26 protein-coding genes and 1 tRNA gene are annotated in these 25,354 nt (G+C 67.1%); 12 read left to right on the forward strand and 15 right to left on the reverse strand.

Annotated features, from left to right (window positions below; genetic code table 11):
• Positions 1-19 precede the first annotated feature (19 nt).
• Complete coding sequence (locus ACPV3N_RS01140) at positions 20-2,236, forward strand: ComEC/Rec2 family competence protein (RefSeq protein ID WP_440113479.1); 2,217 nt, start codon at positions 20-22, stop codon at positions 2,234-2,236.
• Here ACPV3N_RS01140 and lexA read toward each other — a convergent pair.
• The 9 genes from lexA to ACPV3N_RS01185 all read right to left on the reverse strand — a co-directional run bounded on the left by lexA (position 2,227) and on the right by ACPV3N_RS01185 (position 11,260).
• A complete protein-coding gene (gene lexA, locus ACPV3N_RS01145) occupies positions 2,227-2,922 on the reverse strand; it encodes a transcriptional repressor LexA (protein ID WP_440113482.1) in 696 nt (231 codons plus the stop codon). The genes ACPV3N_RS01140 and lexA overlap by 10 nt on opposite strands.
• Positions 2,923-2,971: 49 nt before the next feature.
• Positions 2,972-3,481 (reverse strand): cyclic pyranopterin monophosphate synthase MoaC, encoded by a 510-nt coding sequence (gene moaC / locus ACPV3N_RS01150; RefSeq protein ID WP_440113485.1) that lies wholly within the window; start codon positions 3,479-3,481, stop codon positions 2,972-2,974.
• A 142-nt stretch (positions 3,482-3,623) separates the two neighbouring features.
• Positions 3,624-4,412, reverse strand: a complete 789-nt coding sequence (gene trpC / locus ACPV3N_RS01155; protein ID WP_440113487.1) for an indole-3-glycerol phosphate synthase TrpC — start codon at positions 4,410-4,412, stop codon at positions 3,624-3,626.
• On the reverse strand, positions 4,409-5,401 hold the full coding sequence (gene trpD, locus ACPV3N_RS01160) for an anthranilate phosphoribosyltransferase (protein WP_440113489.1): 993 nt from the start codon (positions 5,399-5,401) through the stop codon (positions 4,409-4,411). Before trpD ends, trpC begins: the two co-directional genes overlap by 4 nt.
• Complete coding sequence (locus ACPV3N_RS01165; RefSeq protein WP_440113491.1) at positions 5,398-5,997, reverse strand: anthranilate synthase component II; 600 nt, start codon at positions 5,995-5,997, stop codon at positions 5,398-5,400. The genes trpD and ACPV3N_RS01165 overlap by 4 nt, the downstream gene beginning before the upstream one ends.
• The gene (pip, locus tag ACPV3N_RS01170; RefSeq protein ID WP_440113494.1) at positions 5,997-6,971 is read right to left on the reverse strand and encodes a prolyl aminopeptidase; all 975 of its coding nucleotides are present in this window, start codon (positions 6,969-6,971) and stop codon (positions 5,997-5,999) included. The genes ACPV3N_RS01165 and pip overlap by 1 nt, the downstream gene beginning before the upstream one ends.
• Positions 6,968-7,804, reverse strand: a complete 837-nt coding sequence (locus ACPV3N_RS01175; RefSeq protein WP_440113497.1) for a phosphodiester glycosidase family protein — start codon at positions 7,802-7,804, stop codon at positions 6,968-6,970. Before ACPV3N_RS01175 ends, pip begins: the two co-directional genes overlap by 4 nt.
• On the reverse strand, positions 7,801-9,297 hold the full coding sequence (gene trpE / locus ACPV3N_RS01180; RefSeq protein ID WP_440117385.1) for an anthranilate synthase component I: 1,497 nt from the start codon (positions 9,295-9,297) through the stop codon (positions 7,801-7,803). Before trpE ends, ACPV3N_RS01175 begins: the two co-directional genes overlap by 4 nt.
• Before the next feature lie 28 nt (positions 9,298-9,325).
• Complete coding sequence (locus ACPV3N_RS01185) at positions 9,326-11,260, reverse strand: peptidylprolyl isomerase (protein ID WP_440113500.1); 1,935 nt, start codon at positions 11,258-11,260, stop codon at positions 9,326-9,328.
• Between the two features lie 194 nt (positions 11,261-11,454).
• On the opposite strand from ACPV3N_RS01185, the gene tpiA reads away from it, so the two are divergent.
• The 3 genes from tpiA to pyrG all read left to right on the forward strand — a co-directional run bounded on the left by tpiA (position 11,455) and on the right by pyrG (position 14,353).
• Positions 11,455-12,219 (forward strand): triose-phosphate isomerase, encoded by a 765-nt coding sequence (gene tpiA, locus ACPV3N_RS01190; RefSeq protein WP_440113503.1) that lies wholly within the window; start codon positions 11,455-11,457, stop codon positions 12,217-12,219.
• Between the two features lie 74 nt (positions 12,220-12,293).
• Positions 12,294-12,629, forward strand: coding sequence for a preprotein translocase subunit SecG (gene secG, locus ACPV3N_RS01195; RefSeq protein WP_440113506.1), 336 nt, complete (start codon positions 12,294-12,296; stop codon positions 12,627-12,629).
• A gap of 92 nt (positions 12,630-12,721) precedes the next feature.
• Entirely contained in the window at positions 12,722-14,353 is a 1,632-nt protein-coding gene (pyrG, locus tag ACPV3N_RS01200; protein WP_440113508.1) for a CTP synthase, read from the forward strand.
• Positions 14,354-14,653: 300 nt separating this feature from the next.
• On the opposite strand, the gene ACPV3N_RS01205 is transcribed toward pyrG, so the two are convergent.
• A complete protein-coding gene (locus ACPV3N_RS01205) occupies positions 14,654-15,142 on the reverse strand; it encodes an Hsp20 family protein (RefSeq protein ID WP_440113511.1) in 489 nt (162 codons plus the stop codon).
• Between the two features lie 166 nt (positions 15,143-15,308).
• Between ACPV3N_RS01205 and grxC the strand changes: the two genes are divergently transcribed.
• Genes grxC through ACPV3N_RS01220 form a run of 3 tightly spaced genes read left to right on the forward strand, consistent with a single transcriptional unit; the run spans position 15,309 to position 16,854 of the window.
• A complete protein-coding gene (grxC, locus tag ACPV3N_RS01210) occupies positions 15,309-15,575 on the forward strand; it encodes a glutaredoxin 3 (RefSeq protein ID WP_440117387.1) in 267 nt (88 codons plus the stop codon).
• Positions 15,572-16,402 (forward strand): carbon-nitrogen hydrolase family protein, encoded by an 831-nt coding sequence (locus tag ACPV3N_RS01215; RefSeq protein WP_440113514.1) that lies wholly within the window; start codon positions 15,572-15,574, stop codon positions 16,400-16,402. The genes grxC and ACPV3N_RS01215 overlap by 4 nt, the downstream gene beginning before the upstream one ends.
• Positions 16,399-16,854 carry a DUF1178 family protein gene (locus tag ACPV3N_RS01220; protein WP_440113517.1) on the forward strand — a complete coding sequence of 152 codons (456 nt, stop codon included), beginning with the start codon at positions 16,399-16,401 and terminating at the stop codon, positions 16,852-16,854. The genes ACPV3N_RS01215 and ACPV3N_RS01220 overlap by 4 nt, the downstream gene beginning before the upstream one ends.
• A 27-nt stretch (positions 16,855-16,881) precedes the next feature.
• Here the strand turns inward: ACPV3N_RS01220 and ACPV3N_RS01225 are convergent, their stop codons facing one another.
• The 5 genes from ACPV3N_RS01225 to ACPV3N_RS01245 all read right to left on the reverse strand — a co-directional run bounded on the left by ACPV3N_RS01225 (position 16,882) and on the right by ACPV3N_RS01245 (position 19,917).
• Positions 16,882-17,574: a CDP-alcohol phosphatidyltransferase family protein gene (locus ACPV3N_RS01225; RefSeq protein WP_440113520.1), complete on the reverse strand. Its 693-nt coding sequence runs from the start codon at positions 17,572-17,574 to the stop codon at positions 16,882-16,884.
• 98 nt (positions 17,575-17,672) lie between these two features.
• A tRNA-Arg gene (locus ACPV3N_RS01230) sits at positions 17,673-17,749 on the reverse strand.
• A gap of 46 nt (positions 17,750-17,795) precedes the next feature.
• The gene (locus tag ACPV3N_RS01235) at positions 17,796-18,686 is read right to left on the reverse strand and encodes a mechanosensitive ion channel family protein (RefSeq protein WP_440113523.1); all 891 of its coding nucleotides are present in this window, start codon (positions 18,684-18,686) and stop codon (positions 17,796-17,798) included.
• A 56-nt stretch (positions 18,687-18,742) separates the two neighbouring features.
• Entirely contained in the window at positions 18,743-19,456 is a 714-nt protein-coding gene (locus tag ACPV3N_RS01240; RefSeq protein WP_440113526.1) for an anti-sigma factor family protein, read from the reverse strand.
• On the reverse strand, positions 19,453-19,917 hold the full coding sequence (locus tag ACPV3N_RS01245; protein WP_440113529.1) for an RNA polymerase sigma factor: 465 nt from the start codon (positions 19,915-19,917) through the stop codon (positions 19,453-19,455). The genes ACPV3N_RS01240 and ACPV3N_RS01245 overlap by 4 nt, the downstream gene beginning before the upstream one ends.
• A 145-nt stretch (positions 19,918-20,062) precedes the next feature.
• On the opposite strand from ACPV3N_RS01245, the gene ACPV3N_RS01250 reads away from it, so the two are divergent.
• The 5 genes from ACPV3N_RS01250 (at position 20,063) to ACPV3N_RS01270 (ending at position 25,320) form a co-directional block, all read left to right on the forward strand.
• The gene (locus tag ACPV3N_RS01250) at positions 20,063-21,241 is read left to right on the forward strand and encodes a S8 family serine peptidase (protein ID WP_440113531.1); all 1,179 of its coding nucleotides are present in this window, start codon (positions 20,063-20,065) and stop codon (positions 21,239-21,241) included.
• Between the two features lie 120 nt (positions 21,242-21,361).
• On the forward strand, positions 21,362-22,201 hold the full coding sequence (locus ACPV3N_RS01255) for a hypothetical protein (protein WP_440113534.1): 840 nt from the start codon (positions 21,362-21,364) through the stop codon (positions 22,199-22,201).
• Between the two features lie 161 nt (positions 22,202-22,362).
• Entirely contained in the window at positions 22,363-22,695 is a 333-nt protein-coding gene (locus ACPV3N_RS01260) for an FtsB family cell division protein (protein ID WP_440113537.1), read from the forward strand.
• A 229-nt stretch (positions 22,696-22,924) separates the two neighbouring features.
• The gene (gene pdhA / locus ACPV3N_RS01265; RefSeq protein ID WP_440117389.1) at positions 22,925-23,935 is read left to right on the forward strand and encodes a pyruvate dehydrogenase (acetyl-transferring) E1 component subunit alpha; all 1,011 of its coding nucleotides are present in this window, start codon (positions 22,925-22,927) and stop codon (positions 23,933-23,935) included.
• A complete protein-coding gene (locus tag ACPV3N_RS01270) occupies positions 23,935-25,320 on the forward strand; it encodes a pyruvate dehydrogenase complex E1 component subunit beta (RefSeq protein ID WP_440113539.1) in 1,386 nt (461 codons plus the stop codon). The genes pdhA and ACPV3N_RS01270 overlap by 1 nt, the downstream gene beginning before the upstream one ends.
• Positions 25,321-25,354 lie beyond the last annotated feature (34 nt).

Consider the following 25,354-nt stretch of genomic DNA (forward strand, 5'->3'; position numbering starts at 1 on the left):
GTCCTTATCCAGTAACTTCATGGCGATCCGCACAGCGCCGCTGGTTCCCCTGTCCGACGAAGACCGGGAGGGCGAAACGCCCGCCGATGCTGCACTGCAGCGGCCTTGGCGCAAGGCGCGCGCCTTGTCCAGTGGGGTGGCAAGGGCGGAAGCCTTTCTCGAAGAAGCAGCGTTCGATCGCGCGCCGTGGCTGACCGTGGCGCTCGTAGTCGGGATCGCGAGCTGGTTCGTACTCCCGGGTCCGGTAGCCTGGCTGGTTCTTACCGGCGCGTCGCTGCTGGTGGCCGTAGCCGCCGCGGCAATCTGGCGCGAGAGCGGCGAGCGCACGCATCTGCGCCGTGCCGCGATTTCCGTGGGACTGGTGATCGCGTTCGGCGTGACGCTGGTCTGGATCCGCTCCGAAGTGGTGGGGGCACCGCCGCTCTTGTACCCCAAGACCGAGTGGATCGACGGGCGCGTCCTTGCTCGCGAAGACCAACCGGCAGAAGGACGCGTGAGGCTTACGTTGGCCTATCGCGATGCGGAGGCGGGTATGGCCCGCAAGGTGCGGGTCAACGTGGCGCCGGACGCACTGCCGGTGGGGGCCGAGGAAGGGGCTCGGGTGCGGCTGCGGGCGCGCCTGATGCCTCCCGCAGCGCCCCTGGTGCCGGGTGCCTACGACTTTGCGCGGACCGCCTGGTTCGCCGGCCTCTCTGCCACGGGCAGCGTACTGGGCGAGGTCGAGACGATCGAGGCGGCGCCTGGCGGCGGAACCATCGCCCGCGCCCAGCGCGCGCTGTCCTCCCACGTTCGTTCCCGGCTCGCCGGCTCCGAAGGGGCCATCGCCGCCGCGTTCGCCAGCGGTGACCGTGGCGGCATCTCCATCGCCGACGAGGAGGCGATGCGAGATTCGGGCCTCACGCACCTCCTGTCGATCAGCGGAGTGCACGTGAGCGCTGTGATCGCGGCGGCCTATTTCCTCGCCATCCGCCTCCTCGCGCTGTGGCCCTGGCTGGTGCTGCGGGTCCGACTGCCGGTGGCCGGAGCGTTGATCGGTGCGATTGCGGGGATCGGCTACACGTTGCTTACCGGGGCGGAAGTACCGACGGTGCGAAGCTGCCTCGGTGCCCTGCTCGTCCTCGCCGCGCTTGCGCTGGGGCGGGAGCCTTTGTCGATGCGAATGGTCGCGGTTGCTGCTTTCGCGGTGCTGGTTGCCTGGCCCGAGGCTCTCGTCGGACCGAGCTTCCAGATGAGCTTCGCCGCGGTGATCGCGATCGTTGCGCTGCACGAGGCGGCTCCGGTGCGCGCGTTCCTTGCCGCGCGCGAGGAAAGCTGGTTTGCACGGACGGGGCGGCGCCTCGCCATCCTCCTCCTGACGGGTCTCGTGATCGAGATCGCGCTGATGCCGATCGTCCTGTTCCACTTTCACCGCGCAGGCTTCTACGGTGCGTTCGCAAACGTGGTCGCCATTCCGCTGGTGTCATTCATCTCGATGCCGGCGATCGCACTCGCACTGGTGCTCGACCTCTTCGGCGGCGGCGCGCCGGCCTGGTGGCTCGCGGGAAAATCGCTCGAAGCGCTGCTTGGGATCGCCCGGTTCACCGCCGAACAGCCGGGGGCGGTGCGGCTTATGCCCCAGATGGGGTGGGGCACCTTCAGCCTTTTCCTTGCCGGTGGAGCGTGGCTTGCGCTGTGGCACGGGCGGGTGCGGATGCTCGGACTGGTTCCGGCGGCGCTCGCAGCCGGGCTGCTGGTCGCGACCCCGGTTCCCAACCTGCTGGTCGGCAGTGACGGGCGCAATGTCGGCATCGCAGGGGAGGGAGAGCGCTTGCTGGTGCTGCGCGAGGGGAGGAGCGGCTTCGCCCGTGACAACCTGCTCGAGCTCGCCGGCCAGGAGGGGGTGCCGATACCGCTCGAGCGCTGGTCGGGAGCGCGATGCAGCCGGGACTTCTGCAGTATCGCGCTCGAACGCGGCGGGCGTGACTGGTTGCTGCTGTTGGCACGAAGCCGGTCGCGGATCGAGGACCGGTCACTCGCGGCGGCATGCGAGGCGTCGGACATCGTCATCGCGGACCGCTACCTTCCCCGCAGTTGCCGTCCGCGCTGGCTGAAAGCCGACCGGCGCTTCCTGCAGCAGAGCGGGGGCCTTGCCATCGACCTCGAGGCCCGGCGGATCACTACGGTGGCAAGCGGGCAGGGTTCGCACCCCTGGTGGACGGCGCGGGGGGGCGACCCCCTGCGCCGGAATCAGTGGTAGCGGCGCAGCAAACCTGCGAGCTTGCCCTGAACCTTCACCTCGGCCGCACGGTAGAGCTGCGGCTCGTAAGCGCCGTTCGCGGGGTCGAGCCGGATCATCCCGTCCTGCCGGCGCAGGAACTTGAGCGTGGCCTCCTCGTCGCGGACGAGCGCCACTACGATCTCTCCGTCGCGGGCGACGTCGGTGCGCTTCACGAGCGCGAAATCGCCATCGAAGATACCGGCCTCGATCATCGAGTCGCCCGAAACCTCGAGCGCGTAGTGTTCGCCGGGGCCGAGCAGGGCGGCGGGAACGGGCAGCGTGCTTTGGCCTTCCAGCGCCTCGATCGGCATGCCCGCGGCGATCCGGCCGTGCAGGGGCAGTTCGACGATGTCGTTCGCGGGCTCGGGCCGCGGGGCGGCCGGCGTGCGGAGCGGAACGACATTGTCGTTCGCGCGCGGAGCCTGTCCGTTGCGGGGAGCGGCCACCGAATCCCCGGGCTGGCGGATCACTTCGAGCGCGCGTGCGCGGTTCGGCAGGCGGCGGATGAACCCGCGCTCCTCGAGCGCGGAAATGAGCCGGTGCACACCCGACTTGCTCTTGAGGTCGAGCGCTTCCTTCATCTCCTCGAACGACGGCGAGATGCCGTTTTCCTCGAGGCGAACGGTGATGAATTGCAGAAGTTCACGCTGCTTGGCCGTGAGCATGGGCCTATCCCCGACAAACCGTCCCAATCCGGGAACGAACGCGGAACAATTAGGAAACTTGTTGCGATTCGTCAACCCGCGCAGGAACTGCCTCGGTCGCGCGCCAGTCGCCGGACTTGCCGCCGGTTTTTTCCAGCAATCGCACAGCTTCGATCACCATGCTCTTGTCGAGCGCCTTGCCCATGTCGTAGATTGTCAGAAGCGCGACGCAAGCGGCTGTCAACGCTTCCATTTCAACGCCCGTCCGGTCTGTGAGGGAAACCCGCGCCGCAACGGTGACGGCATCGGCCTCGAACGTGAAGTCGAGCTTCACGGATTGAAGGGGGAGCGGGTGGCATAGCGGTATGAGTTCGGAGGTCTTCTTGGCCGCCATTATCCCAGCGACCCGCGCCACGGCGAGAACATCGCCCTTGGGCCCGCTGCCGTCCCGCACGGCACGAAGCGCGGCTGCGCTCATGCGGATCCGTCCGCTGGCGGTGGCGGTCCGCGCCGTGGCGGACTTCTTGCCGACATCGACCATCCGTGCGGCACCTTTGCTGTCGAGGTGACTGAGTGTCATTCACGCTTGTCCGTGTCACACATGTCACGCAGTCCAGGTGCAATAACGGCCGCGACCGACGGAAGCAGAGGGCAGGGGGCTGGAAATGCGATAGTCGAGGCCATCGCTCCCCTATGCCACGCCCTGCGGGGTGTAGGAAAGCTCACGGCCGACCAAGCAGCGCGCGCGTGGCAGCGGCGACGTCGTCCTGCCGCATCAGGCTCTCGCCCACCAGGAACGTCCGCACGCCCGCCCTTGCGAGCCGCGTGCAGTCCGCATGCGTTTCGATGCCGCTCTCGCCCACCAGCAGCGTGCCCTCCGGTGCCAGCGGGGCCAGCCTTTCGGTCGTGCCAAGATCGGTGCGGAAAGACCTGAGATCGCGGTTGTTTACCCCGATGAGCCGGGACCGCAGACGCGCTGCGCGTTCCATCTCCGCCTCGTCGTGCACCTCGACCAGAACGTCCATGCCGCGCTCGAGTGCGGCCGCCTCGATCTCCTCCATGACCGCATCGCCCAGCGCGGCGACGATTATCAGGATCGCATCCGCCCCGATGCTGCGCGCTTCGGCGACCTGCCAGGGATCGATCATGAAATCCTTGCGCAGCACCGGCAACGTGCAGGCTCTGCGCGCGTCGGCGAGATAATCCTCGTGACCCTCGAAATAGGGCGCATCGGTCAGCACCGAGAGACATGCCGCGCCGCCCTGCTCGTACGCGACGGCATGTTCGGCGGGACGGAAATCGGCGCGGATGAGCCCTTTTGAGGGCGAAGCCTTCTTGATTTCGGCGATCAGCGCGAAGCCGTCCGCCACCCGAGATGCCAGCGCATCGCGGAAACCGCGCGGCGCGCTCTGCTCGCTCGCGAGCCGGTCAAGGTCGGCAACCGTCGCCGTCGCCTTGCGAGCGGCGACCTCCTCACGCTTTGTCGCGCATATCTCGTCGAGCCTGTTCATCGCGCGAGATCGATCCAGTCAGAGAGCAGGCGTTCGGCCCGGCCCGAATCGAGGGCTTCTGCCGCCAGCTCGGCGCCCTCGGCGTAACCGGACGCCTTGCCCGCGATCATCAGCGCTGCGCCCGCGTTGAACAGCACGGCATCGCGATAGGGGCCGGGTGCGCCCATCAGCAGCGCCCTCAACGCCTTGGCATTGTGGGCCGCGTCGCCGCCCCGGATCGCCTCGATCGGCGCGGTGGGCAGGCCCGCGTCTGCGGCACGCGCGCGGCGCAGTTCCCATTCGTGACCCCGGACGTCGGCGATCTCGTTCCCGCCGGCGAGACTCAGTTCGTCAAGACCCTCGTCGCCCGAGACGATCAGCGTCCTCTCGCTGCCGAGCCGCGCCTTCGCCTCGGCGTAGATCGGGACATAGGCCGGACGCGCGATGCCGATAAGCTGTCGCCTGACCCCTGCGGGGTTCGACAGCGGTCCCATGAGGTTGAATATGGTCCGGCGGCCGAGCCGCTGGCGGATCGGTTGTATGCGCCCCATGGCGGGATGGTGATTCTTGGCGAACAGGAAACAGATTCCGATCGTTTCCAGTGTCTTCTCGGCGGTTCTTCCCGCAGCTTCCATGTCGAGGCCAAGCGCCTCGAGCGTGTCGGCTGCGCCCGCCTTGCTGCTTGCCGCGCGGTTGCCGTGCTTGGCGACCGGCACGCCCGCGGCGGCGACCACCAGGCTGACCGCGGTCGACACGTTGAGCGTGTGGTGCCCGTCGCCCCCGGTGCCGCATACGTCGATCGCATCGGCCGGCGCGCGGACGGGGACCAGCCGCGCGCGCAGGGCCCGCGCCGCGCCCGCGATCTCGTCGGCAGTCTCTCCGCGGTCGGACAACTCGCACAGGAAGCGGGCGATCTCCTCCTCGCTCGCTTCGCCGTCGAGCAGCGCGCCGAAGACCTCTTCGGCCTGCGCCTCGGTCAGATGGGGCTCGGCTTCCGGGAGCCTTCTCATGCGGCCACTCCTGCTTCCAGCCCGCACAGCGCAAGGAAATTGCCCAGCAGGGCATGGCCGTGCTCGGTCGCAATCGATTCGGGATGGAACTGCACGCCGTGGATCGGCAGCTCTGCGTGGCGAATCCCCATGACGTGGGTGTCGTCCGATGTCGCGTTGACAGCCAGTACCGCGGGAATTTCCTCGACCACGAGCGAATGGTAGCGTGTCGCGCTGAACGGCGAAGGCAGATCCGCGAAAACGCCGCTGCCGTCGTGGCTGACCGGCGAAGTCTTACCGTGCATCAGTCCGCCGCGAACGACCCTGCCGCCGAAGTGCTGCCCGATCGACTGGTGGCCGAGGCATACTCCAAGCAGGGGCTTGCCCCCGTCGGCGCAGGCGGCGACGAGGTCGAGGCTTATCCCCGCCTGGTCCGGGGTGCAGGGGCCGGGGCTGATCAGGAAACCCGCCGCGTCAGTCCGTACCGCCTCCGCTGCCGTCAGCGCGTCGTTGCGCTCTACCCGCACCTCGGCTCCCAGTTCCATCAGGTAATGGACGAGGTTGAAGGTAAAGCTGTCGTAGTTGTCCACGACGAGGATTGTCGGGCCGGGGCTCATCAGGTCCTGCTAGCGAACTTGTCGGTTGCGCGCACCAGCCCATCGATGATGCCGGGCTCGCCAGCGGAATGGCCGGCATCCGGAACGATCCACAACTCCGCCTCGGGCCACGCCTTGTGCAAATCCCACGCCGACGCGGGCGGAGTGCAGATGTCGTGCCGACCCTGGACGATGATTCCCGGGATGTCGCGGATCCTGTGGACGTTCTTCAGAAGTTCCGCTTCGTCGAGCCAGAAATCGTTGAGAAAAAAACGCGCGCAGATGCGGGCGAAGGGAACCGCCTTGGCCGGGTCCTCGAAATCGGAAACGAGGGTTGGGTTGGGGAGCAGCGTCGCCACGGTGCCCTCCCACAACGACCACTCGGTCGCAGCGGCGAGGCGCACGGCTTCGTCCTCGCTGGTCAGCCGGTCGTAGTAAGCCTGCACGAGGTTTGCGCGTTCAGCCTCGGGTATATGGCCGGAAAAACTGTCCCATTGTTCCGCCATCACCTCGCTCGCCCCATAGGTGTAGAGCCAGTCTCGTTCCTTTGCGCGGGCGAGGAACACGCCGCGCAGGACCAGCTCGGTGGTTCGCTCGGGATATTTCTGGGCATAGGCGAGCGCGAGCGTAGCACCCCAGCTGCCCCCGAAGACCTGCCAGGCGTCGTGCCCGCACATCCGGCGCAGGCGTTCGATGTCCTCGACGATGCGCCACGTGTCGTTGCACTCGATCTCCGCGAACGGCAGCGACTTGCCGCACCCGCGCTGGTCGAACAGCAGCACGTCGTAGCGTTCGGGGTCCCAATGGCGACGGTGCGCGGCACTCATCCCGCCGCCCGGTCCGCCGTGAAGGAACACGGCCGGCTTGGCGCCGGGCGTGCCCACCCGTTCGTAGTAGAGCGAGTGCCCCTCGCCGACGTCGAGGTGGCCAGTCTCGTAGGGCTCGATCTGCGGGTAGAGCGTGCGGCGCGCATCGGAGTGGTGGGAGACGGTCATTGCGATTTCTCCTCGATCAGCACCATCGGCCCGATCGGCCCGCGCGAATCCAGCCGGCCGCTCGCCGGGTCCCACAGTGCGGAGATCCCGCCGTCGAGGTAAAGCGCGTTCGGCGTCTTGAGCGTGTCGCGGAAATAGCGCGCGAGCTTGCCGAAGCTGACCGGGCCTTCGCTGATGACGAAGTGCGCGCGCCCAGCGTCGTCGACGCCCACGCCATTGCGGATCGTGCGGCTCGGCCCGTCATCGGTGATCTCGGGGTGAAGCTTGCCGTCCACCACCAGCATGGGTCCGCTCTGGGTGCCGAAGCCGGGCCGATCGCCCACCTGGGAGAAAAAGCGGTCCGAGGTCATCACGCGCCACGTTCCGCCGGTCCCGAAGAACACGCCGTTGGGCTTGAGATGGAAGTTGCCCGCACCGTCGTTGCGATTGAGCTCCTTCAGGCGCTCGCCGTCCTTGACGTAATAACCGATCGGCTTGCCTTCCCCGTCGAACATCCCGGCGTTCATGCCGAACACGACGCGTCCGGCCTCGTCCGGCGCCCTCCCGGCGAACGCCCTGAAGCCCCGATAGGGCGGATTGCCAAGCATAGTGGTGACTCGGTGCTTGGCGGGATCGGCGATGCAATGGGTCAGCCGCGCGTCCTCGAACGTCACCGTCTCGCAGGCGGAAGCCGCCGCCCGTGTCGGCGCGGCCGACGGGGCTGCCGTTGCTTGGGCCTCATCCGGGTTCTCAAGGTCGATCCGCGTCACTGCCTCGCCGGCCGGCTGCTCGCCGCAGGCGGAGAGCACGGCCAGAAGGATGGGCAGGGCAGCTCGAGCGGTCAGCCCCGTCATTGGCCGAATCCCGGTTCGATAGCCTGACGCGCGGCCTCGCGCGCGGCGGCGATGAGTGCGCCTGCCTTCGCTTCGCACTCGCGCTGTTCGTAGGCCGGGTCGCTGTCGGCAACGATGCCCGCGCCCGCCTGCACGTGCATTATCCCGTCCTTCACGACCGCGGTTCGCAGCACGATGCAGGAATCCAGCGTGCCGTCAGGCGCGAAATAACCGACTCCGCCGGCGTAGGGACCGCGCGCGGCGGGTTCGAGTTCGGCGATGACTTCGCACGCCCGGATCTTGGGCGCTCCGCTCACCGTGCCGGCAGGGAAGCCGGCGAATAGTGCGTCGAGCGCCCCGAGTGCCGGGTCGAGCGTGCCGATCACGTTGCTGACGATGTGCATCACGTGGCTGTATCGTTCGACCGTATAGCTGTCGGTTACGCGCACCGTCCCCTTTGCTGCCACCCGGCCGACGTCGTTGCGTCCGAGATCGAGCAGCATGAGGTGCTCGGCCCGTTCCTTCTCGTCCGCGAGAAGACTTTCCTGCGCGGCCCGATCGGCTTCGGGCGTGCGCCCGCGGGGCCGGGTCCCGGCAATCGGCCGGATGGTCACGGTGCCGTCGCGAACCCGGACGAGTATCTCCGGGCTTGAGCCGACCACCGCGAAACCGGGAAGATCGAGGAAATACAGGAAAGGGCTGGGATTTATTCGCCGCAGCGCGCGGTAGAGTGCGAAGGGCGGCAGGGGAAAGGGGCAGGTGAAGCGCTGCGACAGCACCACCTGAAAGATATCGCCCGCCTCGATGTATTCCTTTGCCCGCCCGACCATCGCGGCGAATTCTTCCGCGGGCATGGTCGGCTCGAGCGTCATTTCGGGCAGGCTGTCGGGCGGCGCGGCGGACGGAGTGGCGCGCGCCAGCCGGCGAAGAACCTCGTCGATGCGCTCGACCGCGCGGCTCACCAGTTCAGCCGCGTCCGCATCGTCCGGCCACACGGGGGCCAGGCATACAAGTTCGTCGGAAAGGCGATCGAACACCAAGAGCACGGTCGGGCGGGCGAAGAACATGTCGGGCAGCCCCAGCCCAGGGCCGGCCGCCCGGGGGAGCTTCTCGACCAGACCGACCGTCTCGTATCCGAAATAGCCGACGAGAAACGAAAGGGCGGGCGGCAGACCGTCGGGCACGTCAATGCGGCACCGCTCGACCAGCGCGCGCAGTTCGGACAGCGCGTCGCCCGGCAAGGGTTCGAACTGATCGCGGTCGGTTCGCCATGCCCGGTTGACCGCCGCCCGTTCGCCCTCGGCGCGAAACGCAAGGTCGGGATCAAGGCCCAGCATCGAATAGCGGCCCCGTACCTCGCCGCCTTCGACCGATTCGAGGAGGAAGTCACCTCGCCCTGGCTCGATCAGCTTCAGCGCCGCGCCCACGGGGGTTTCGGTGTCGGCGACCACGCGCCGCCAAACCAGCGCCGGCCGTCCCTCGGCCAGCGCCGAGCGTGCCGCCTCGGCGTTCAGGGGCGCGGCGCCGCTCAGCGCGCGGCCCTCAGTTATCGCCCGCGCCGGTGAGCTGCCTGCGCACGGCGGCGATCGCCTCGGCGTTCTTCTCGATCCCCGCCTCGGCACGGATCGCGGCCCGCATCGCATCGCCGTATTCCCGGCCAAGAAGCTGGCCCAAGCTGGCCCGGGCCTGCGCCAGGATCGGGTCGTCGGCTCCGATCTTGCCCGGCACGATGCTGTCGACCGTGACGACATACCACCCGGCATCGCGCGGTGCCTCGAGCCGCTTGACGCTGTCCTTGGCCATCGAGAACAGCAATGCGAGCGGCGGGGGTACGCGCTGGCCCTGCTCGACGAGTTCGCCGCGGGTCATGTTGATCCGGTCGACCTGCGGCAAGGAAACCTTTTCGGCAGCGAGCGCGGCGGCGAGCGGTTGCCCCTTGGCGACCCGCGCGACGATCCGATCGGCGGCGGCTTTCGCAGCCTTCTGCCCGGCATCGCGACGCCATCCCTCGACCGCATCCTCCCTGATCTCTGCAAGCGGCGCGGCTGCCGACGGAGTTATCCGCGCGGTCTCGAACACGAGATACTGGTCGGTTGCCGGCACTGCGGCGATCTGGGGCTGACCTTCCTCCATCTCGAATGCGGCGGATAGCGCAGGCATGAGCACCGCGGGTGCGGTTTCGGTGGCCGAGCCATAGACGCGGCCGTCGGCGACCAGCGGCCTGGTCGACATCACCTCGACGTTGAGCGAGCGGGCGATTTCGCTCAGTGCGCCGCCGTCGTCGATCTGGTTCTCGACTTCCGACGCAAGGTCGGCAAGACCGCGCGCGCGCTTTTCGTCGCGCAGGGCGGTGACGATCTCGTCCCGTGCCTGTGCGAGCGTGCGGGCGGGGGTTTCGGTTATCGAGTCCACCCGCACGACGTAATAGCCGAGCCCGCCGCGCGCCGGTTTCGCGATCGTTCCCCGGTTTGCGGCAAAGGCGGCAGACGCTACCGCCTGCGATGTCGACCCCGCATAGGCCGCGCGGTCGACGGCTTCGACCTTGCTGGTTTCCAGCCCCGCGTCACGGGCCGCCGCCTCGAGCGAGCCCGCGCCGCGCGCCGCGATCGCGTCGGCCGCGGCCTTGGTCGGCACGATCAGCTGCGTGAACGAGCGCAGTTCGCGCCCGGCATATTTCTCGGCCCTGTCCCGGTTGTAGCGCGCAGCGACCTCGGCCGCAGTCGGTTCGATCGTGCCGAGTGCGTCCGCGCCGAACACTGCGTAGCGGATCACGCGCCGCTCGGGGCGAATGAACTGGCTGCGGTTGGCTTCATAATAGGCGGCGAGCTGCGCCTGGGTCGGATTGCCCTTCGGTGCGAACGCCATGCTCGGGATCATCGCGACCGCGCCCTCGCGGCGCTCGCGGGTCAGGGCGGCATAACGGGCGGCGACCTTCGCCGGCATCCTGGCGCCGAACGATCCCGGCACGAGAACCTGCTGGGCCAGCAAACCCTCTGCCAGATCTCGGCGGACCGTTGCGTCGGTAAGCTTCCTCGCCGCCAGGACCTGCTGGTACGCCGTTTCGCTGAACTGGCCATCAGGGCCCGCGAAAGCGGGAAGGCGCCGTATTTCGCTGTTGACGAGGTTATTGCCCGCCGCGATCCCATGCTCGCTTCCCCACCATGCGATCGCGCGCCGGTCGAGCAACTGGTCGAGCACGTCGTCGAGCCCGCCCTGTTCCACGAAAGCCTGCATCGACAGCGTCGGATTTTCCTGACGCACCTGATCGACCGCGACCGTTGCCGCTTCGCTGAATTCGCGCGCGCCGATCTTGTCGTCGCCCACCACCGCGACGCTGTCGTCGCCCGCGATGCCCCCGGCAGAACCGGTCGACGCGACGTCGCCCACCGCGAATGCGAGGCCGATCAGGCCGATGAACGCGATGGTGACGGCTAGGCCGATCTTCGTTTTGAAAATATTGCGGAAGAACTTGAGCATGGTGATCCGGACAGCAGAGTGGGCAGCCGCGCAGGGGAGGCTGCGCGCCGTTCGCGGGGGCTTTAGATGCCCTGCGACCTTGCCGCAACAGGTCCCGCGTCGTTTTGAGGTGCCGGTGAATAAGGGCCTTTGCGCCGCGGCCCGTTGGTGTCTATGGCCCCCGGCCAATCACACGACACCCTTGGGAACACGTCATGGCCCTGCGGCCCTTTATCGTCGGAAACTGGAAAATGAACGGCACGCGCGCAATGCTTGCCGAGGCGCGCGCGATCGACCGGTCGGCGCAGCGCTTGATGAAGGTCGAGGTTGCTCTCGCCCCGCCGTACACCCTGATTCACGCGGTCCACAAGGAAGCCGAGCAGATCGGCGTCGGAGCGCAGGATTGCAGCCCTGAGAGCGACGGCGCCTACACCGGCGACGTGTCGGCGGCGATGGTTGCCGACGCGGGCGCGAAGTTCGTGATCCTGGGCCACAGCGAGCGGCGCCAGGGTCACGGCGAAAGCGATGCCCTCGTCCGGGCCAAGGCCGACGCCGCGCTCGAGGCTGGCCTCAAGCTGATCGTGTGCTGCGGTGAAACCGAAGCCACCCGCGATGCGGGCGGGGCGGAAGCCTTTGTCGTGCGCCAGCTCGAGGGTTCGCTTCCCCAGCCGTTCGATGGCGCTGGTGAGCGGCTGTCGGTCGCTTACGAACCGATCTGGGCGATCGGCACCGGACGCACTCCGACGGTCGAGGACATTTCCGCCATGCACTGCGCAATCCGCACACTGCTGGTCGAACGGTACGGAGACGAAGAGGGCGGCATGGTCCGCATTCTCTACGGCGGCTCGGTCAAGCCGGAGAACGCGCGCGAGCTGCTCGGCGCAGACGAGGTGGGCGGCGCGCTGGTCGGGGGCGCCAGTCTTACGGCCGAAAGCTTTCTCGGCATCGTCATGGGCGCCGCCGACCTGCAGGAGGCCTGAGCCGTACCCCGGCTTGCCCATCGGCTCCTGCATCCCTAAGTGCGCCGAACACACGAACACGAGATACATCGTCCATGTCGCTTTTCCTGTTTCTGCTCGTCGTCCAGGCGGTCGTTGCCGCCGCGCTCGTCGGGATCATCCTGATCCAGCGATCGGAAGGCGGCGGCCTCGGCATCGGGGGATCGCCGAGCGGCATGATGAGCGCGCGCGGTGCGGCCGACTTTCTGACCCGCTCGACCCGCTGGTTGGCCATCCTGTTCGTCGTGTTGTCGATCGTGCTCGCGGCGATCGCCGCGAAGAGCTCGGGGACCGGCGTCTCGGTCGAATCGACGCTCGACCGCGCGCCTGCCGCCCCGGTCCAGCCCGCTCCGGCCCCCGCGGATGACCCGCTCGCCGACGTGACCCGCTAACCCGCTTGCGACGATCCGGCTGGGGATTGCGGCGCGCTGCCGCATCAAGCCGCTTGCGCGCAGGCCCCACACACGATTAAGGCCCGACTCCCATGGCGCGGTATATATTTATCACCGGCGGCGTGGTCTCCTCGCTCGGCAAAGGTCTCATGGCGGCGAGCCTCGCGGCTCTCCTGCAGGCACGCGGATACCGGGTCCGGATCCGCAAGTTCGACCCCTATCTGAACGTCGATCCGGGAACGATGAGCCCGTACCAGCACGGCGAGGTCTACGTGACCGACGACGGGGCGGAGACCGATCTCGATCTCGGCCATTACGAGCGCTTTACCGGCGTCTCCGCGCACCAGGGCGACAACATCACCTCGGGCCGCGTCTATCGCGACATCATCGCCAAGGAGCGGCGCGGCGACTACCTCGGCGCGACGGTTCAGGTGATCCCCCACGTGACCGACGCGATCAAGGATTTCGCGCAGAGCGATACGGATGATCTCGATTTCGTGCTGTGCGAGATCGGCGGCACCGTCGGCGACATCGAGAGCCTCCCGTTCATCGAGGCACTGCGCCAGCTTCGCAACGAGCTCGGACGTGACAACACCTGTTTCGTCCACGTGACGCTGGTGCCCTACATCGCGGCGGCCGGCGAACTGAAGACCAAGCCAACCCAGCACTCAGTGCGCGAGATGACCGGGCTGGGCGTTCAGCCCGACATCCTCCTGTGCCGCTGCGAGAAACCTCTGCCGGACAGCGAGCGCGCGAAGATCGCGCTGTTCTGCAACGTGCGCAAGGAAGCCGTCATCCCCGCGCTCGACGCATCGAGCATCTACGCTGTTCCGCTTCAGTATCACCGCGAAGGGCTGGACGACGAAGTCCTGCGCCATTTCGGGCTGGCGGCTCCTGCGCCGGACCTGGCGCGGTGGGACGATATTCTCGATCGCTACGAGCACCCAGAGGGCGAGGTTACTATCGGGGTCGTCGGCAAGTACGTCGGCCTGCCCGATGCGTACAAGTCGCTGAACGAGGCGCTGGTGCACGGCGGGATGGCAAACCGGGTCAAGGTCAACATCCGGTGGATCGATGCCGAACTGTTCGAGAAGGGGGACGACGAAATCGCCGCTCGGCTCGAACCCATGCACGGCATTCTCGTCCCCGGAGGGTTCGGCGAGCGCGGCAGCGAGGGCAAGATCGCCAGCGTTCGTTTCGCCAAGGAGCGCAAGGTCCCGTTCCTCGGTATATGTCTCGGCATGCAGATGGCGTGCATCGAGGGGGCCCGTGCCGCGGGGCACGACGACGCGAGCTCCACCGAATTCGGCCCCACCGAGGAACCGGTGGTCGGCATCATCACCGAGTGGATGAGCAAGGAAGGCCTCCAGCAGCGCAGTGCCGAGGGCGATCTCGGCGGGACGATGCGGCTCGGTGCCTACGAAGCGTCGCTGTCGGGCAACAGCCACGTGTCGGCGCTCTACGGCGGCGCGACCACGATCAGCGAACGGCACCGCCACCGGTACGAGGTCAACGCGGCCTATCGCGAAGCGCTCGAGAAGGACGGGCTGGTCTTCTCCGGGATGTCGCCGGATGGGCTCCTGCCTGAAATCGTCGAACGTCCGGACCATCCATGGTTCATCGGCGTCCAGTTCCACCCCGAACTCAAGAGCAAGCCGTTCGACCCGCACCCGCTGTTTGCCGGCTTCATCGCAGCTGCGTTACAACAGGCACGTCTGGTCTGATTTTTCGGCATTTTTTTGTCGCCAAACACCGGAATGCGGTCATTTTTTACAAGCCGGCAGATTAGAACTCGTTTATATGTTGCCCACTTCTGATGGAGGGCCTAGGGGCGGCGCTCCTGAAAAACTTAGCATTTGCTAAGTTATCTCTGGTGTTTTTGGGGGGGTCCGGTCTAGACAAGCTTGGCGCGAAGTTGATCGTCTTCTGCGACCCGGACGGTCAGTTTCGCACGAGACGGCGTTCAGTCGTCGTGGGGGCGGACCGCGAGGTCCGCCCCCGAATCGCTGACACGATGGAAAGCGTCAGGCAGCGTTCGCCGCGTCACCGTCCTCGTCGCGCTTCTCTTCATCCTTGACGACTTCCAGCGTCGGCTGTCCGCCGACGTGGATCTTCTTCGGCTTCATGGCTTCGGGCACCTCGCGCACGAGGTCGATCGTCAGCAAGCCGTCGGACAGGTCGGCGTTGTCGACCCGGACGAAATCGGCAAGCTCGAACCGGCGCTCGAACCCGCGGTTGGCGATGCCCACGTGCAGCATTTCGCCCTGCGAGCCTTCGGGCCGCTTCTTGCCCTGGACCACCAGCAGGTTCTGCTGGGCGGTGATGTCGAGATCGCCCGGCCTGAAGCCCGCGACCGCGATGGTGATGCGGTATTCGTCATCGCCCTTCCGCTCGATATTGAACGGCGGATAGTTGTCGCCGGCATTGTTGCGGACCTGGCTCTCGAGCAGGTCGAACAGACGGTCGAACCCCACGGTGGTTCGGCGATAGGGGGTGAAATCAAGACGAGACATGAAACAAATCCTCCTGTGAGCAATTTGACCTTGTGGGCGGCCCCGGATGGCCGGCGACCGCCGCGATTGCATTCCCGCCCGCGATGCGGCACGGGAACGCATCCGAGATAGGAGCCGGGCCTCCGCTGTCAAGACCCGGCAAGATGTTGATATCGAAGGATTGTTCATGGCCCACCCCGAAGTCGTGATCTACACCAAGTTCGGCTGCGGCTATTGCTTTCGGGCCAAGCGGCTCCTGGACGCCAAGGGTGTCGACTATACAGAGCACGACATCACGATGGGTGGACCCCGTCGCGACGAGATGATGCAGCGCGCACCCGCAGCTCGCACGGTGCCACAGATCTTCATCGGCGACTTGCACGTGGGCGGGTCGGACGATCTTCAAACGCTCGAAACGTCCGGCAAGCTGGACCATTTGCTGCAAGGGCAATGACCCGCGTTGCGCTGCTGCAGATGACCGCGGGCATCGACCCGGCGGCGAACGCAGCGACGATCTGCGATGGCATCGCCGAAGCGGCGCGGGGCGGGGCGGCCATGCTCTTCACCCCGGAGATGAGCGGCCTGCTTGACCGCGATCGCTCCCGCGCCGCGTCGCGCATCAGGACCGAGGAGCGCGACCCCGTCCTCGCGGCGGCCCGCGCGGCCGCGGCGCAGCACGGGATATGGGTTGCACTGGGTTCGCTCGCGGTTGCGGGAGAGGCGGCGCGGTGGGCCAACCGCTCTCTGCTGGTCGATCCGGCCGGAGAGATCGCCGCGCGGTACGACAAGATCCACATGTTCGACGTCGACCTCGCCGGCGGGGAGACCTGGCGGGAATCGAGTGCCTATGCGGCGGGCCGCACGGTTGTCACCGCTGATGGCACCCCGGTGGGGCGACTCGGCCTCACCGTGTGCTACGACATCCGCTTTCCGGCCATATTCGAGGCGCTCGGCCGCCGCCGGTGCGATGCCATCGCCATTCCCGCCGCGTTCACCGTCCCCACTGGCGAAGCGCACTGGCACCTGCTGCAGCGCGCCCGTGCGGTCGAGGCGAGCGCCTGGGTCATATCTGCCGCGCAGGTCGGCTCGCACGCCGATGGCCGGCGCACCTATGGCCACAGCCTCGTGGTCGATCCGTGGGGAGATATCGTGCTCGACATGGGGGGCGAAGCGCCAGGTGTCGGCTTCGCGGAGATCGACGCGGCCCGCACTGTCGAAGTGCGTGCACAGATCCCCAGCCTTGCTAACCGGCGCGACATACCCGATCTCAAGCCATCATGATCGTGTTCGACCTTGCCTGTATAGACGGCCACCGGTTCGAGGGGTGGTTCGCGTCGTCCGATGCCTTCGCCGACCAGATTTCGCGGGGATTGGTCACATGCCCCAACTGCGGCTCGAGCCAGGTGACCAAGGCCCCGATGGCCCCCGCCGTGCCGGTAAAAGGCAACGCGGGCGGTGCGGCGCACCCGGCAAAATCCGTCGCCAACGGCATCCCTCCGGAGGTTGCCAGCGCGATGCGCGCACTTGCCGAGGCACAGGCAAGAGCGCTCGAGAAGAGTACATGGGTGGGTCCGGATTTCGCGGAGCAGAGCCGGGCCATGCATTATGGTGAGCGCGAACACGCGGTTATCCATGGCGAGGCCACGCCCGAAGAGGCGAAGGCCCTGCAGGAGGAGGGCGTGCCGGTGGCGCCGTTGCCGTTTCCGGTCGCGCCGCCCGACAAGATCAACTGACCGCGACGTCCCGCAGCGGCTCGCGCCTCATCCGCGCCACTCTGAATTGCGCGACGGTTCGTCCTGCGCCAGCCGCCTTGCCGTGATCCACGTCTGAAGGACGAACAGCGCGATGAGCAGGCATCCGACCCCGCCGACGAACAGGTCGAACCCGTTGATCCGGCCGAACAGTCCGGGTCCCGTGCCAAGGGCAAGCATTGCGAGGGTCAACCCGATCAGCACGAAGCGCAGTTCGGTGGGTCCCGCGTTAAGGTAGGACAGCTTGAGCTCTCCCAGAACCCGTACCGAAAGGAAGGCGTGGATCGAGAGCAGGAGGTATCCGGCAAGCGCCACCAGCGCGACCTCGAGGGTTACGAACGGACTGAGGCCGATCCCTGCGACCACGAGCGTCGTGGCCAGTCCGTCGCAACTGTGGTCGAGGAAATACCCGTAACGCGGCCGCTCGATCTTGCGGAACCGGGCAAGGCTGCCGTCGGTCGAATCGCCGAACCATTGCACCACGTACCCCGCGTTCGCCAGCCAGAGCCACTGCTCGTCCAGATTGCTCGCCACGTAGCCGGCGAAAACCATGAATGCGCCCGCCATGCCGATGAACGTGAGCATATCCGGCGACACCCACCCGGGCATGCGCGCGCAAATCCAAGTGAGCAGGCGCCGCTCGCTGCGGGCGAGCAGGTTTTCCTGTATCCGCTCGATGGGGGCCTGGACCTTGCGCTCCATTACCGGACTTTCCTCAGTTGGCACTTCGGCGGTCAAACGAAGCGGGAAGGTGCCGGTGCCCGATTGCCACCCGATCTCATCACTTCACGCCGGAAGTCTGGTGCGCCCGACAGGATTCGAACCTGTGGCCCCCAGATTAGGAATCTGGTGCTCTATCCTGCTGAGCTACGGGCGCTTCCGCGAAGCGCCATATCGGCACCCCCGCACCGTGACAATCGCTCTTAGGCTGCCTCGCCGGGTTCATTCCCCACCGGAACGCGCTCCTTGAAGGTGTGGGTAACGTAAGGGAAGGGAATCTCGATGCCCGCGTCGTCGAGCGCACGCTTGATTGCGCGGACGACCTTGTCGCGGCTTACCCACATGTCGCGCGGTTTCGATCCCGACCACCAGCGCACCTTGAAGTCCACCGAACTCGAACCGAACTCCTGGGCGAACACGTCGACACCCTTGTCGGTATCGACGCCATCGACGCCTTCGACCGCGCGGCGGATGACCTCGGCAGCCCGGTCGAGATCCGTGTCGTACGATACCCCGGCCACCAGTTCGTGCCTTCGCTGGCTTTCGTCGGTCACGATCATCACCGGGTTCTTGAACAGGATCGAATTGGGAACCAGCGTGACTTCGCCCGACAGCTTTCGCACGTGCGTCTCGCGCAAGGTTATGTGCTCGACCTTCCCGACGATCCCTTCGCATTCGATGACGTCGCCAATGCGCATCTTCTCGCGCAGCATGATGAGCACGCCGGCCAGGAAGTTCTCGAAGATATCCTGGAATGCAAACCCGATCGCGACCGCGCCGATGCCGAGGCCGGCGATCACGCTCGCGGGCGTGAACCCGGGCATCACAACGACCAGCGCGATCATCAGTCCGGCCAGCCAGATGACCAGTTTCACGAGGGTATCGATAAGATTTCGGAGGCTGGGGCGAAGCGCCGACCGCCCGATAAGCACGCTGGCTATGCGCGTCGCGAATCTGGCAACCAGCCAGGTGATTAGCAGAACGACCAGCGCGATGGCGACGTTGGGAAGCGCGCGGACGAGGTCGCGGCCCATTTCGACTAGCTGCACCTGGAGCGTTTCCAGGGGCTGGATGGACGGCTGGGCGGCGCTCATCGGGAATCCCTCATCGATAAGGATATGCGCCGCCGCCCCTGAAGTTCCGCAACGGATCAGCGGGAATGCCACCCTTGGGCCCGGGCGGCGCGCTCCTGGGCCGCATCGAACGCGGGTCCGGCCGCCATGTCCTGTGCCGCGGCCATGATCGCAAAATCGACCGATCCCGCCTGGCGGTAATCGTTCGCCGATACGTCGACCCCGTCGCGCTGGATGCGCAGGTGCCACCCGCCATCCTCGCGGCAGGCAATGCCCGACAGGTCGGCCCGGGCGAACCCGCGGCAGAGCGTGCCATCGGCGTCGGCGAAGCTCAGCAGGACCCGGGTATCGCTGCCCTGCCGCTGGTCTTCGACGAGTTGGGTGTCGAGCGCCTGCGCAAGTTCGTTCGAGGCGAAGGTGAGCCCGTTGCGGGTCTCGGTCGGCCCGCCCTGCCGGATCGCTGGAATCGCGACTGCGAGTACCAGCGCTGCAGCCATCGCAGGGCCGGCCCAGCGCAGCGTTCGTGCACTGAGAAAGCTCCGGCGTTCCCGGGCCGCGTCCAGTGATACGACCTTGCGGGCTGCCTCGATCGGCGCGGACAGCCGCTCGGGCACTGGTTCGGCCAGCACGGCGCCGAAATGGGCGCCCAGCGTGTCGCGCAGGCGGCGCTCGGCATCGATGGCGGCGGCAAGCTCGGGATCGGACTGGGCCTCGCGCGCGATCCGCGCCGCCGGGAGATCGTCGAGTTCGCCGTCGACGAACGCGCGGATCGTGTCAGCGTCGCAGATCATGCCGCTTCTCCCAGCATCTGCATCAGCGCCTCGCGCCCCCGACCGAGACGTGACGTCAGGGTGCCGACCGGACACCCGACGATCTCCGCCGCCTCGGCATATCTGTAGCCTTCGACCAGGACCAGCATGACCGCTTCGCGCTGGTCGTCGGGCAGGCGGTTCATCGCGCGCCCGACATCGCCCAGTGTGGCGGCAGCTTCCTGCCCCCCGTCGCCGCCAACCGAAAGACCGGCGTCCTCGCTGACGAAGGTCTGAGCCCGGCGGGTCGTCTTGCGTCCCTCGTCGATCCAGATGTTCCGCATGATCCTCATCATCCAACTGTCGAGCCGCGTGCCGGGCTGCCATTGCGCTCGCGAATCGAGCGCCCGTTCCACCGTTAGTTGCACCAGGTCGTCGCCGTCGGCGCGGTCGCGCGTCAGCCCGCTTGCGAACCGGCGCAAGCGCGGGAGAAGTGCGACCATCTCGTCTTCGAAGCCGCTGGCGATTGGTTCTGGCCTTCCTGTTCGGCGGGTTTCCATGGATGAAACGGATGGTCCCGCTCGTTCCATCCCTGTTAAGCGGAAAAAAGTAAGCGGGTGAACGATGCGATTGCCGATTTTCAGGATAATGTTGCCAGTCTTGCTGCTCGCCGCTCCCGCAGCGGCCCAGCTTGCTCTGCCCGCCCTGCCGCTGCCGACGTCTCCGGTCCAGGGCGTGGTCGATCGGGTCACCCGGTCCGCCGAGCCGGTATTGGCCGATGCCGGCCGCCGGCTCGCCGAGCTGCGCGAGGTGCGTCTCGACCGGCTTGTCCGCGCCAACCCGGAGGTGCTCGAACTCGATCGTGAGGGTTACCCGGCCAGGCGCGGCGAAATCCTGCTTTTCGGACCTTCCGACACGGCGGTGCGGGCGCTGGGGACGCTCGGCTTCGGGACTATCGGTGAAGAGGAGATCGAAGGCCTCGATATCGTGGTAACCCGCCTGTCCGTCCCCGCAGGCTTGCGCCTGCGCGATATCGGCGCCGTCATCGAGCGGGTGGCGCCGGGCGTCGAGTGGAGCCCGGATCACGTGTTCGAACAGGCCGGACGTTCGAGCGGCATGGTTGCCAGCCGCTCGCAGGCGGAAGCGATCTCGACCCGGGTGGGAGTGATTGACGGGGCGGCGACTTCCAGCCTGGCGGTATCAGCCACCAGGGGTTTCGCGGCGGGTGCGCCGGTGGCCAGCGATCACGGCAGTGCGGTTGTTTCGCTGTTGCGACGGGCAGGCGTACGCAATGTCGCTGTGGCCGACGTGTACGGCAGGGACCCGGCGGGAGGTAGCGCTACCGCGGTGGCGCGCGGGCTGGGCTGGCTCGTCGCGGGCGGCGCGCGGGTAATCACGATGAGCCTTGTCGGTCCCGACAACCCGTTGCTCGGCCGCGCGATCAAGGCTGCCCAGGGCAAGGGCGTGACGATCGTAGCCGCGGTCGGCAACGACGGCCCGGCGGCGCCGCCCGCTTATCCGGCGAGCTATCCCGGCGTCGTTGCCGTAACCGCCGTGGACGGGCGCAATCGCGCGCTGATCGAGGCCGGTCGTGCGCTGGATCTCGACTACGCCGCGCCAGGGGCTGACATAGCGGGGGCGAACGCGAGGGGGCGGATGGTCAAGCTGCGGGGGACATCGTTCGCCGCCCCACTCGTTGCGGCGCGGATAGCCGCAGCCGGGGAAGAGAACTGGCGGCGCAAGCTCGACGACGAAGCCGTCGATCTGGGCCGCAAGGGTCCCGACGACACCTATGGCCGCGGTCTGGTGTGCGGGAAATGCCGTTGATTATCAGGTCGTAAGAAACTTTTTTCCTGGTCGATGGATGGATCCCGGCCGGCGATCCGTTTTCGGTTTGAGGGACGGCGAAAAGCCTCCCCGCCGCGAAAACGAAAAAGGATCAGACCGATGAAAGCCATCTTCCTCACTTCCGCCGCGCTGCTGCTTGCCGCGGCACCCGCGCAGGCCCAGCTGCTTGGTGGCGGCGGCCTTGGCGGCGCCATCGGCGGAACTCTGAACGGTGCCGGTTCGCTGAACCTGCCTAAGCGTTCGATCGAGACCGCCACCCGCACGACCGGTTCGGCGCGTGGTGCGACCGAAGGAACCACCAGGGTCGATCGCAAGTCGGGCCGCGTTTCGGCCGATCGCAAAGCTTCGGCGGAAGGTTCCGGCTCGCTGGACCAGGCAATCGCTTCCCCTGTCGGCAACCTCGGCGGGTCTGGCTCGGGCAGTGCGCAGGGCAGCGGCTCGGTGAGCGGCGACGCGCAGCTCATCGGCACGGACGCGGTGCGCGGCGCCGTCGGCGGCGTTGCCGGAACCGTACGCGGCACGGCGAACGCGGCGGTCGAAACCGCAGGCGGCGCAGCCGGCCGGGCGCAGGGTCTTGCCGCGGGTGTTGCCGGGTCGGCGACGGGCGCCGCGTCGGGCAGCGCGAATGCCCTGTTCTCCGGCGCCGCCGGGCAGCTCGCTCTCGCGGGCAGCCTTGCCGGTCAGGGTGCTGGCACCTTCGACATCGCCCCGGGCATGCCGGTGAGCGACGACGACGGTGACCGGATCGGAACCGTTGCCGACGTCATCGCGGACGGCCGCGGCCGCGTCCAGCAGCTGGTGGTCATGACCGACGACGGACCGGCAACGGTGCCCGCGGCCAACTTCACCGGCGAAGGATCGCTGCTGGTGTCGGCAATGGGCGAGGGCAAGCTCGAAAAGACCGCCCGCCGCCAGGCCAAGGAAGCGCCGGCCGAGTAGGATCCCCGAGACCCCGCCTCATCTGACCCGCCCCCCCGTCGGCGGGGTCCATCAGGGAAGCCCGGGCAGACCATTCGGTCGGCCCGGGCTTTTCACGTCATGTCGCAATGCGTTGCCGAAACTGCTTGAACCGCAGGGTTAACTGTGATTCTGTCGCAGCCATGACGCGCGAGGGCCACCGGATAGAATCGCCGAAGGAACGGCTGACCCAGGGGATTGCCCTCGTCCTGCTTCTTGTCCTGGGCGGGCTGGCGATTGTCGGCCCAAGCGGGTTGCTCGCGTGGGGTGACAACCTTCGGCTCCTCGATCAGCGCAAGGCGCAGATCGCGGCGCTCACCCACGAACGCGATGAACTGAAACTGCAGGTCGATGCGCTCAACCCCAGGCACGCGGATCCCGATTTCGTCGGCGAACTCATCCGGCGCGACCTCAACGTCGTCCATCCCGACGAGGTGGTCATCCTCCTCGATCCGGCCGACAAGCGCCCGGATTAAGCCTCAGCCGTTACGGAAAGCGGGTTTTCGTATGCACGTGCATTGCGCGCGCGCGGGGCTTGCGCCATAGGCTCGGCATATCCCGCTACCTCCCCGGCAGCCCAGATCTGAGGACCTCCCATTGGCCAAGTCAGCCAGCAAGAGCACAGCCCCCAAGACCGCCCCCGCGAAGAAGGCCCAGGCCAAGCCGGCGGGATCGAAGTCGCCGGCCCAGGACCCCGATTTCGTTCTGCACTCACTCCAGGAACGGCGCGCGAAATCCCCGCGATACAACGCCAAGGACGACGAACTTCTGGAATTGTATGAGCAGATGCTGCTCATCCGCCGGTTCGAGGAACGCGCCGGGCAACTCTACGGGCTCGGACTGATCGGCGGCTTCTGTCATCTCTATATCGGGCAGGAGGCGGTCGCCGTCGGGTTGCAGTCGGCGCTGACCGAAGGCCTCGACAGCGTCATCACCGGATACCGCGACCACGGTCACATGCTGGCCTACGGGATCGACCCCAAGGTCATCATGGCCGAGCTGACCGGGCGCGAGGCCGGGATCAGCAAGGGGAAGGGCGGGTCGATGCACATGTTCTCGACCGAGCACAGGTTCTACGGCGGGCACGGTATCGTCGGCGCGCAGGTCGCGCTCGGCGGCGGGCTGGCGCTCGCTCACCAGTACCGCGGTGATGGCGGCTTGTGCCTTGCCTATTTCGGCGACGGTGCGGCGAACCAGGGCCAGGTCTACGAAACGATGAACATGGCGTCGCTGTGGAAGCTCCCGATCGTCTTCGCGATCGAGAACAACCAGTATGCGATGGGGACCAGCACCGCGCGCAGCTCCGCCGAGACCGAGTTCTATCGCCGCGGAACCGCGTTCCGGATTCCCGGCATGGACGTGAACGGCATGGACGTGCTGGAGGTGCGCCAGGCCGCCGAAGTCGCCTTCGGCCATGTGCGCGAGGGCAACGGCCCGGTGCTGATGGAACTCAACACCTACCGCTACCGGGGCCATTCGATGTCCGACCCGGCAAAGTACCGCACGCGCGAGGAGGTGCAGGACCAGCGCGAGCACAACGACCCGATCGAGCGCGCGAAAAAGGAATTGCTCGAGCGCGGCAAGAGCGAGGATGAGTTGAAGGACATCGACAAGCGCATTCGGGCACAGGTGTCCGAAAGCGCCGACTTCGCCGAAAATTCACCCGAACCGGAGCCGAGCGAATTGTACACCGACGTCCTGGTGGAGAGCTACTGATGGCCCTCGAACTCAAGATGCCCGCCCTTTCGCCCACGATGGAAGAGGGCACGCTCGCCCGTTGGCTGGTGAAGGAAGGCGACGAGGTCCAGGCCGGCGACATCCTGGCAGAAATCGAAACCGACAAGGCGACGATGGAGTTCGAGGCCGTGGACGAAGGGACGATCGGCAAGATCGTGGTTCCCGAGGGTACCGAGAACGTGAAGGTGGGCGAAGTGATCGCCACGATGCAGGGTGAGGGCAGCGAAGACGCGGCTGGGAAAGCCGCACCGTCCGCCGCGGTCGAGGACGTGCCGGGCGAAGGCAAGGACGTCGGGCGCGACGAGCCGGGCGAGCCTGCGATCGCGAAGACCCCCACGACGCAGCCCGCGCGCGACCCGGAAATCCCCGACGGCACGTCGATGACCTCGGTCACGGTGCGCGAGGCGCTCCGCGACGCGATGGCAGAGGAAATGCGCTCCGACGACCGGGTGTTCGTGATGGGCGAGGAGGTCGCCCAGTACCAGGGTGCCTACAAGGTGACTCAGGGCCTGCTCGACGAATTCGGTCCCAAGCGGGTCATCGACACGCCGATTACCGAGTACGGGTTTGCGGGTATCGGATCAGGCGCCGCGATGGGCGGCCTGCGGCCGATCGTCGAGTTCATGACGTTCAACTTCGCGATGCAGGCGATCGACCACATCATCAACTCGGCCGCCAAGACGAACTACATGTCGGGCGGCCAGATGCGTTGTCCGGTGGTGTTCCGTGGCCCCAACGGCGCGGCGAGCCGGGTGGGCGCGCAGCACAGCCAGAACTATGGCCCCTGGTACGCCAGCGTGCCCGGCCTTATCGTCATCGCGCCGTACGACGCGGCCGATGCCAAGGGCCTCCTCAAGGCGGCGATCCGCAGCGAGGACCCCGTGGTCTTCCTCGAGAACGAGTTGGTCTACGGCCGCAGCTTCGACGTGCCCGACGTGGACGACTGGGTCCTGCCGATCGGTAAGGCGCGGATCGTTCGCGAAGGCAGCGACGTGACGATCGTCAGCTACTCGATCGGCGTGGGCCTCGCGCTCGAGGCCGCCGAAACGCTCGCGGGCGAGGGGATCGATGCGGAGGTGATAGATCTCAGGACGCTGCGTCCGCTCGACAAGGAGGCGATCCTTGCCTCGCTCGCCAAGACCAATCGCCTGGTCATCGCCGAAGAAGGCTGGCCGACCTGCTCGATCGCATCGGAAGTGATGGCGGTCTGCATGGAGGACGGTTTCGACCACCTCGACGCCCCCGTGCTCCGGGTTTGCGACGAGGACGTTCCGCTTCCCTATGCGGCAAACCTCGAGAAGCTCGCGCTGATCGACGCCCCGCGTATCGTCGCGGCGGCGAAAAAGGTCTGTTATCGCGATTAGTCTGGCACGGACGCCCCGGTGGTGCGGGCTTCCC

This window comes from Tsuneonella sediminis (assembly GCF_051912845.1).
Classification (GTDB): domain Bacteria; phylum Pseudomonadota; class Alphaproteobacteria; order Sphingomonadales; family Sphingomonadaceae; genus Tsuneonella; species Tsuneonella sediminis.

What these genes read in the sequence shown, in the direction of transcription:
- ACPV3N_RS01245 (WP_440113529.1), bottom strand. Translation starts at nt 19,917, where the DNA reads ATGGTCGCACTTCTCCCGCGCTTGCGCCGGTTCGCAAGCGGGCTGACG.
- ACPV3N_RS01215 (WP_440113514.1), top strand. Translation starts at nt 15,572, where the DNA reads ATGACCCGCGTTGCGCTGCTGCAGATGACCGCGGGCATCGACCCGGCG.
- ACPV3N_RS01225 (WP_440113520.1), bottom strand. Translation starts at nt 17,574, where the DNA reads ATGGAGCGCAAGGTCCAGGCCCCCATCGAGCGGATACAGGAAAACCTG.
- trpD (WP_440113489.1), bottom strand. Translation starts at nt 5,401, where the DNA reads ATGAGAAGGCTCCCGGAAGCCGAGCCCCATCTGACCGAGGCGCAGGCC.
- ACPV3N_RS01255 (WP_440113534.1), top strand. Translation starts at nt 21,362, where the DNA reads ATGAAAGCCATCTTCCTCACTTCCGCCGCGCTGCTGCTTGCCGCGGCA.
- grxC (WP_440117387.1), top strand. Translation starts at nt 15,309, where the DNA reads ATGGCCCACCCCGAAGTCGTGATCTACACCAAGTTCGGCTGCGGCTAT.
- ACPV3N_RS01260 (WP_440113537.1), top strand. Translation starts at nt 22,363, where the DNA reads ATGACGCGCGAGGGCCACCGGATAGAATCGCCGAAGGAACGGCTGACC.
- tpiA (WP_440113503.1), top strand. Translation starts at nt 11,455, where the DNA reads ATGGCCCTGCGGCCCTTTATCGTCGGAAACTGGAAAATGAACGGCACG.
- ACPV3N_RS01165 (WP_440113491.1), bottom strand. Translation starts at nt 5,997, where the DNA reads ATGAGCCCCGGCCCGACAATCCTCGTCGTGGACAACTACGACAGCTTT.
- secG (WP_440113506.1), top strand. Translation starts at nt 12,294, where the DNA reads ATGTCGCTTTTCCTGTTTCTGCTCGTCGTCCAGGCGGTCGTTGCCGCC.
- ACPV3N_RS01185 (WP_440113500.1), bottom strand. Translation starts at nt 11,260, where the DNA reads ATGCTCAAGTTCTTCCGCAATATTTTCAAAACGAAGATCGGCCTAGCC.
- ACPV3N_RS01250 (WP_440113531.1), top strand. Translation starts at nt 20,063, where the DNA reads ATGTTGCCAGTCTTGCTGCTCGCCGCTCCCGCAGCGGCCCAGCTTGCT.
- trpC (WP_440113487.1), bottom strand. Translation starts at nt 4,412, where the DNA reads ATGAACAGGCTCGACGAGATATGCGCGACAAAGCGTGAGGAGGTCGCC.
- ACPV3N_RS01205 (WP_440113511.1), bottom strand. Translation starts at nt 15,142, where the DNA reads ATGTCTCGTCTTGATTTCACCCCCTATCGCCGAACCACCGTGGGGTTC.
- ACPV3N_RS01140 (WP_440113479.1), top strand. Translation starts at nt 20, where the DNA reads ATGGCGATCCGCACAGCGCCGCTGGTTCCCCTGTCCGACGAAGACCGG.
- ACPV3N_RS01175 (WP_440113497.1), bottom strand. Translation starts at nt 7,804, where the DNA reads ATGACGGGGCTGACCGCTCGAGCTGCCCTGCCCATCCTTCTGGCCGTG.
- ACPV3N_RS01270 (WP_440113539.1), top strand. Translation starts at nt 23,935, where the DNA reads ATGGCCCTCGAACTCAAGATGCCCGCCCTTTCGCCCACGATGGAAGAG.
- ACPV3N_RS01235 (WP_440113523.1), bottom strand. Translation starts at nt 18,686, where the DNA reads ATGAGCGCCGCCCAGCCGTCCATCCAGCCCCTGGAAACGCTCCAGGTG.
- lexA (WP_440113482.1), bottom strand. Translation starts at nt 2,922, where the DNA reads ATGCTCACGGCCAAGCAGCGTGAACTTCTGCAATTCATCACCGTTCGC.
- ACPV3N_RS01220 (WP_440113517.1), top strand. Translation starts at nt 16,399, where the DNA reads ATGATCGTGTTCGACCTTGCCTGTATAGACGGCCACCGGTTCGAGGGG.
- moaC (WP_440113485.1), bottom strand. Translation starts at nt 3,481, where the DNA reads ATGACACTCAGTCACCTCGACAGCAAAGGTGCCGCACGGATGGTCGAT.
- pip (WP_440113494.1), bottom strand. Translation starts at nt 6,971, where the DNA reads ATGACCGTCTCCCACCACTCCGATGCGCGCCGCACGCTCTACCCGCAG.
- ACPV3N_RS01240 (WP_440113526.1), bottom strand. Translation starts at nt 19,456, where the DNA reads ATGATCTGCGACGCTGACACGATCCGCGCGTTCGTCGACGGCGAACTC.
- pyrG (WP_440113508.1), top strand. Translation starts at nt 12,722, where the DNA reads ATGGCGCGGTATATATTTATCACCGGCGGCGTGGTCTCCTCGCTCGGC.